Source organism: Nocardia sp. NPDC060220, from assembly GCF_042727815.1.
In the GTDB taxonomy this organism is placed as follows: Bacteria; Actinomycetota; Actinomycetes; order Mycobacteriales; family Mycobacteriaceae; genus Nocardia.
Window position 1 is genome coordinate 1 of sequence record NZ_JBHWZY010000390.1, and the last position, 6,296, is coordinate 6,296.

The window sequence follows — 6,296 nt, forward strand, 5'->3', positions numbered from 1 at the left end:
GATGTGTATAAGAGACAGGCGGCCAAGCCGATCGGCAGGTCGCTCTGGGCGATCACACGCTGGTGGGAAAACGTATCGAATCCGGCCATACCGTGGTATGCACCCGAACCGCTCATCCCGACCCCGCCGAAGGGCGCGACGTGGTTGCCGTATGCCAGACCGAAGTCGTTGCGCGACACCGCACCTGACGTGGTGTTCACCAAGAACCGCTGGAAGTCGCTGGTATCGGCGCCGTACCAGTAGGACGACAGTGGATGTTCGCCTGCGGCGACGAAGGAAATGGCTTCGTCTACGTCGCGGTAGGTGTGCACCACCAGCACGGGCCCGAAGATCTCCTCGGCGTTGATCTCGGCGTCGGCCGGGGTGTCGAGCAGCAGCGTGGGCGGGATGCGCCGAACCTGCGCATCGGGCACCCGGTTCCGCTCCGACTCCGGCACGATCACGACCTCCACCGCGCCCTTCGACTTGGCGTCCTCGACGAGCCCGGTGACCCGCGCGTAGTTCGCGTCGTTGACGATCGACACGACATCAGGGTTGTCGATGAAGGTCGGGAAGTGCGCGAGCACGGCATTCCGATAGGACTCGACGAACGTGTCCCGCCCCGATTCGGGGACAAAGGCATAGTCGGGCGACAGACACACCTGGCCGTTGTTGATGTGCCGAGCGGCGGCGAGCCGTTTCGCGGCCTCGGCGACATCGGCGTCCGGCGCCACGACGGCAGGGTTCTTACCGCCGAGCTCGAGCGTCACCGGAACCAGATTCCGTCCGGCGGCAGTCGCGACCAGTCGTCCCACCTTCGGTGAGCCGGTGAAGAAGAGGTGGTCGAACCGCAGGTCGGAAAACGCAGTGGCAGTGGCCAATCCACCATTGACGACAACGACCTCTTCGGGACTCATCCGCGAGGCCACCGCGCGAGCGAAGACAGCGCCGGTCCTCGGCGCCATATCGGAGAACTTGATCATGACCCGATTCCCCGCGGCGAGTGCTTCGACGGCGGGCACGAGCACAAGCGCGACAGGGAAGTTCCACGGGCCGATGACTCCGACCACTCCCTTGGGACGATTCTGGACATAGGCCGGGATCGCACCGCCCATGGCCGCCGGCACTTCGGTCGGCGCCATCCAAGTCTCGAGTTGCGTCCGGGCGAAGGCGATTGTCTCCAACCCACCGAGGATGTCGAGTTCCATCGAAATAGTGGGGGGCCGACCGCCGAAGTCGGCGTCGAGAGCCGCGGCGAGCTCGTCGCCGTGCTCGAGAACGGCCGCGACGAAACGGTCGATACGATCACGCCGGGTCGGGGCGTCCGGAATCGGATCCAGAGCCTGGGCGGCTCGCTGGGCGTCGAGGAGACGCTGCAATTCCTCGGGCGCCACGTCGACGATCGGTGCTGTGGTCATGGTCATCTGCTCGGTTCCTTCTGTGCGGGCGAATTCTGGGCGGCGATATCGCGGCCCCATCGGTAGTCGGCCTTTCCCGCGGGGCTCCGGACCACCACGTCCACGCGGACGATGGCTTTCGGCAGCTTGTACCGGGCGAGCCGTTGCTCGGCCTCGGCCAGCAGCTCTCGGTCGGTGGGGTCGTGTCCGGGTAGTAGCTGTACGACCGCGACGATCTCGCTGCCCCATCGCTCGCTCGGCCTACCGACGACGATCACATCGCGAACGGCGGGATGGGCGATCAACGCCTCCTCGACCTCCTCGGCGAAGATCTTCTCGCCGCCGGAGTTGATCGTCACCGAGTCGCGACCGAGGAGCTCGATGCTGCCGTCGGCCCGCAGTCGCGCCCGGTCGCCGGGCAACGCCACGCGGCGGCCTTCGATGATCGGGAACGTGCGCTCGGTCTTGGCGCGGTCGCCGAGGTACCCGAACGGTATGGTGCTGTGCCGGCCCAGCCATCCGGTTTCGGTATCGCCCGGTTCGAGGATCCGGCGACCGTCGTCGTCCACTACGCAGGTACCCCGCGCCGCGGTGAAGACACCGGAAGTAGCCGGTGCAGCACTGGTACTCAGGTTCGACAACTGTGAGCCGGTCTCCGAGGAACCGGCGACGTCGGCGATGGCGATGTGTGGAAGCAGTGCCAGGATGCGGTCCTTGACCGATGCGCTCGCGACGGCGCCGCCGGTACCGATCAGCTGCAGGGAACGCCCGTGGTAGCCGCCCCGCTCGAACTCATCGCACAGCGGCGTCGCGAACGAGTTGCCGACGAGGTTCATCAGCTGCACGCCCTCGCGGTCGATCACCTCCCAGACCGAGGCGGCGTCGAGCCGGTCCACGACATCGGGGAATACGACGGTGCCGCCGGTCAATACACCGGCCAGGGCGAGCCACTGGGCTGCGGCATGCATGAGTGGAGGCAGCGGCAGCACGACTCGCCGATCACCGGACACGGCCAGAGCGATGCCCTCGGTGAGCGACGCGACGTCGAAGATGCCTGCCGGCAGAAAAGCCGCCAGGGCGCTCTCCAGGATCTCCGCCTGAGCCCACAGCGTGCCCTTCGGCATCCCGGTGGTGCCACCCGTGTAGACCATGTAGAGGTCGTCGGGGTCCGGTGCCGTCTCGGGAGCATCGGCGGAGGAGGCCGCGAGGGCCTGCTCGTAGTCGAGAGCGCCGGGGAGCAGCGGGTTGCCGGATTCGTCCGCCACCTGGAGCAGCAGCGTCGGCTTCGCACGCAGCGAGTCGAGGACCGCCGCCAGCGTCGGAGCGAAGCGGGCGTGGTAGATGATCGCGCGCGGCGCGGAGTCGTCGAGCAGGTAGGCGAGTTCGGCTTCGACGTATCGGTAGTTGACGTTCAACGACGCCGCCCGGGCGGCCGCGGCGCCCAGCATCCCCTCCAGGTACTCGTTGCCGTTGTACAGATACAGCGCGACATGGTCCTGGCCCGACTCCCACGGATGCAGGTCGGAGCGCGGCTGGTAGATCGTGATCCCCTGCGACAGCAGGAGATTCGCCAGCCGGTTGACTCGCGCCGACACGTCGCGGTAGGTCAGCCGCCGGTCCCGGAACACGATGCAGTCGTGCTCGGGTTTCGCCGCGGCGACGCCGGCGAAAAGCTCGGCGTGGTTGTATCGCATCAGATCTCCATCAGGTGAAACGATCAGCAGTGGTGACGACGGGTCATTTGCAGCGGATGTCGAGCAGCGCCTGACGTCCCTCGTCACGCACTACGCGCAGCGCCTCCTTGATCGCGCCCTCGAGCTCGCTGCGGTGGTGGACCGTCGCGCCATGGCCGCCCGAGGCGACGCAGTAGGCCGCCAGGTCCGGCGAGGGGGCGAGGTTGGAGAAGCGGTCCTCGCCGGTGGAGGCCGCCGTGCCGTCCGGGTAGACGAGGTACGTCGCCATGTCGACCGCGGTCCAGTTGCTGTTGTTGGCCACGATGGTCAGCACCGGCAGGTCGTGTTTGGCGGCCGCGTGGTGGCACGCCGCAGGGTTGGCGAACATGTAGGCGCCGTCGCCGAGGGTGGCGACGACGGTGCGGTCCCGCGCGGCGTACTTGGCGCCGAGCGCCGCGGGCAAGCCCCATCCGAGACCTCCCGACGCGGGCAGGAAGTAGTACGTGCCGGGCTTGGTGCGGCCGAGCAGGTCGGGGTAGGACACGTACTCGTTGAACACGATGTCGTCGTCGTCGAGCAGGTCGCCCAGAACGGCGGAGATCGCCGCCGTGGTGATCACGTCCTCGTCGCCACGGGCGAGCTCGGTGTCGCGCAGTTCGCCGACGGCGGCCCGGCCGGCCGCGGCCAGCGCACGAATTTGCTCGGCCCGACCCTGATCGATGCGGTCGGCGCGCACCTCGAGTGCCTCGATCAACCGGGTGAGGAACGCGGTCGGCGTGGCGCTGATGTTGAGGTCCGAGCGGTGCGATCGCATCGGGTAGGTGGTGAACAGCGGGTCGACGCCCACCTGGGCGACGAAGCAGTCCGCCGACGGCGCGGTGCGCGCCTGGATCCACGGGACATCGCACTCGACGAACACCACGACGTCGGCTCGTTCGAGGACGGCCGCCACGTCGGAGCCGACGCGGTGTGGATGATCGGAAGGAATGTTCAGGTAGCGAGCCCACGGGTCGGCGACCCCGAGCGCGAACCGGGTGCAGCACTCGGCGAGCAGGCCGACGGACTCGGTCTCGGCGCCTGCCGCGGCGGCCACGATGACGGGGAACTCGGCCGCGGCGAGCCGGTCGGCGAGCGCGTCGATCGCGGCGGGGTCGGGCTGCAATGCGGTCGGAACCGGCGTGCGCGGCTGTGCCCGCACGGGTTCGTCGGCCGTCTCGGCGAGTACCTCACGCGGAAGCGAGAGGTACACAGGGCCACGCGGGTGGGCTGTGGCGACGCTCAGTGCGCGGTCGACGACGGCCTCGACCTGACGCGGATCACGCAACTCGTAGTCCCATTTGACGAACTCGCGCACCATGCTCGCCTGGTCGAACATCTCCTGCGACCAGTGGATCGGCAGGTCACGCGCACCGGTGGCGCCGAACTCGAGGATCGGCGAGCGACCGGCGGTGACGAGCAACGGGACCCGGTCACGCGCGGCGTTGGCGACCGAGCAGACAGCGTTACCCGTGCCGACATTGACGTGCAGCATCAGCGCCTGCGGCCGTCCCGTCACCAGCGCGGCGCCGTGCGCCATGCCCCCGGCGAGGTTCTCGTGGGCACACAGGACGGGGATCGGCAGTGTCGGGCCACCCTCCTGCTTGTTGTCGGCGTAGGCCTCGACGATCGGCGCGAAGTCGGTCCCCGCGTTGACGAAGAACCACTCGATGCCTTGCTCGGCAAGGGCAGTGAGGTAGCGGGTTGCAGCGGTGTGCGGCATGGAGAACTTTCTGTTCGGTGCGCGGACATTCGTCAGGTGGCTGACAGGGCCGCACCGACGAGCCACTGCCCAGGACCGAAGTACCGGACGGTGGCCTCGTCGGGCGTCGATTACGGCAAGAGCCACTCGGCATTCGAGCGGAAGAACTTCGTGGTGATTTCCTCGCCGAGCGGTTCGACCTTCGCGAGCATCTTGCTCATCGAGTCCTTCGTGCCCTCGACGTGCGGATAGTCGGTCGAATAGCAGTACACGTCGGCCAGATTCGGATCATCCTGGAAGTAGCGGTCGACGGGCTCGAAATTGAACGGTGACACCCGCACGTTTCGGGCGATGTATTCCGACGGCTTCAGCGGGAATTTCGCAGCGGCCGCACCGGGGAATACCCCGATGTACATATCCATTCGCCGAGCGGCCGGCCCGACCCAATAGGCACCGACCTCCAGGAGGCCGACTCGCAGCCGCGGGAATCGCTCGAACACTCCCCCGAGCACCAACGCCGACAGATAATTGTCGATTGCCGTGTGCACGGTCGAGAAGAGCTGAATATTGGCGTTCGGGATTTCCGGCGACTGGAACAGATCCTGGAAGGTCTCGGCGACGGTCCACCGCGGATCGAGGAAGGCGAACTCGGTACCGATGTGCAGCGTGACCGCGACATTCGCGGCCTCGAAAAGCCCCCACAGCGGGTCGAGTGCCGAATGCGCCGGCGAGACCCCGCCCGGCGGCTCGTCGGCCTGCAGGTACACCGCGCGAACACCGGCGTCGACCAGCCGCTTCGCCGTGTCGATCATCTCGCTGACATCCGGGCTGGTCGGGACGATCCCGACGAGCCGGATTCGACCATCGGCCAGGACCGCGTTGTCGATGACCCAATCGTTGTACGCGCGCAGGAAGCTCTTGGCGAAGTCCGGCCTCGACATCCCCTCGAACACAGATTCGTCACCACCCCAGCGCAGTTCGAAGCCGAGGTCGTCCATGCCGCCGACCATCATCGCGCCGATCGCCGTGGTCGGGAAGACCAGCTGACGATCGACCCCCATGACGTCGAGGACCTCTACCCGGCGCCCGAGGTCGATCGCGCTCGGAGCCGTCGGCCCCTTGATCTCCCACACCGCCTTCGAGTCGATCGGCACCGTGTCCCCGGCCACGTTCGGCTGGTGCATATTGGTCGGACTCGGGTCGGGACGGAGCCGGTCCGCGACATCGAAGAGATTTCCCATAATTCGACCCGGCTGGCCGAAAACATCCCCGAGCAGGTGACCGGGAATCATTTCGTGGCTGTCGACATCATGTGCCAGGAGCTTCATTGCAACCTCTAGTTCTGACTTCCCGGCGACAACACCGGGTGGGTGTGAAAGCAAGCACCGGGAGGAGCTCACTCTGAGTTCTCGGATTCGGTGCCTGCATCAGGGAATGAGCGCCTCGACGTCGATCGGCTTGAGAAAGCCGACGAAGTCGTCGTTCGTCCGCCAGTCGTACTCCGGTACC

Annotated in this window: 4 protein-coding genes; all 4 read right to left on the reverse strand. The window is 67.0% G+C overall.

The features are described from left to right. Positions 1-1,403: aldehyde dehydrogenase family protein (locus ACFWF3_RS20330; RefSeq protein ID WP_379314862.1), on the reverse strand; the 1,403-nt coding region annotated here is incomplete at its 3' end. Beyond that, positions 1,400-3,070 carry an AMP-binding protein gene (locus ACFWF3_RS20335; RefSeq protein WP_379314863.1) on the reverse strand — a complete coding sequence of 557 codons (1,671 nt, stop codon included), beginning with the start codon at positions 3,068-3,070 and terminating at the stop codon, positions 1,400-1,402. The genes ACFWF3_RS20335 and ACFWF3_RS20330, both read right to left, overlap by 4 nt. 43 nt (positions 3,071-3,113) lie before the next feature. Next, positions 3,114-4,808 (reverse strand): thiamine pyrophosphate-requiring protein, encoded by a 1,695-nt coding sequence (locus ACFWF3_RS20340; RefSeq protein ID WP_379314864.1) that lies wholly within the window; start codon positions 4,806-4,808, stop codon positions 3,114-3,116. A 110-nt stretch (positions 4,809-4,918) separates the two neighbouring features. After that, positions 4,919-6,028 carry an amidohydrolase family protein gene (locus ACFWF3_RS20345; protein WP_378987024.1) on the reverse strand — a complete coding sequence of 370 codons (1,110 nt, stop codon included), beginning with the start codon at positions 6,026-6,028 and terminating at the stop codon, positions 4,919-4,921. Positions 6,029-6,296 lie beyond the last annotated feature (268 nt).

Coding starts and splice junctions, on each gene's coding strand:
- ACFWF3_RS20335 (WP_379314863.1), bottom strand. CDS start 3,070: ATGCGATACAACCACGCCGAGCTTTTCGCCGGCGTCGCCGCGGCGAAA.
- ACFWF3_RS20340 (WP_379314864.1), bottom strand. CDS start 4,808: ATGCCGCACACCGCTGCAACCCGCTACCTCACTGCCCTTGCCGAGCAA.
- ACFWF3_RS20345 (WP_378987024.1), bottom strand. CDS start 6,028: ATGGGAAATCTCTTCGATGTCGCGGACCGGCTCCGTCCCGACCCGAGT.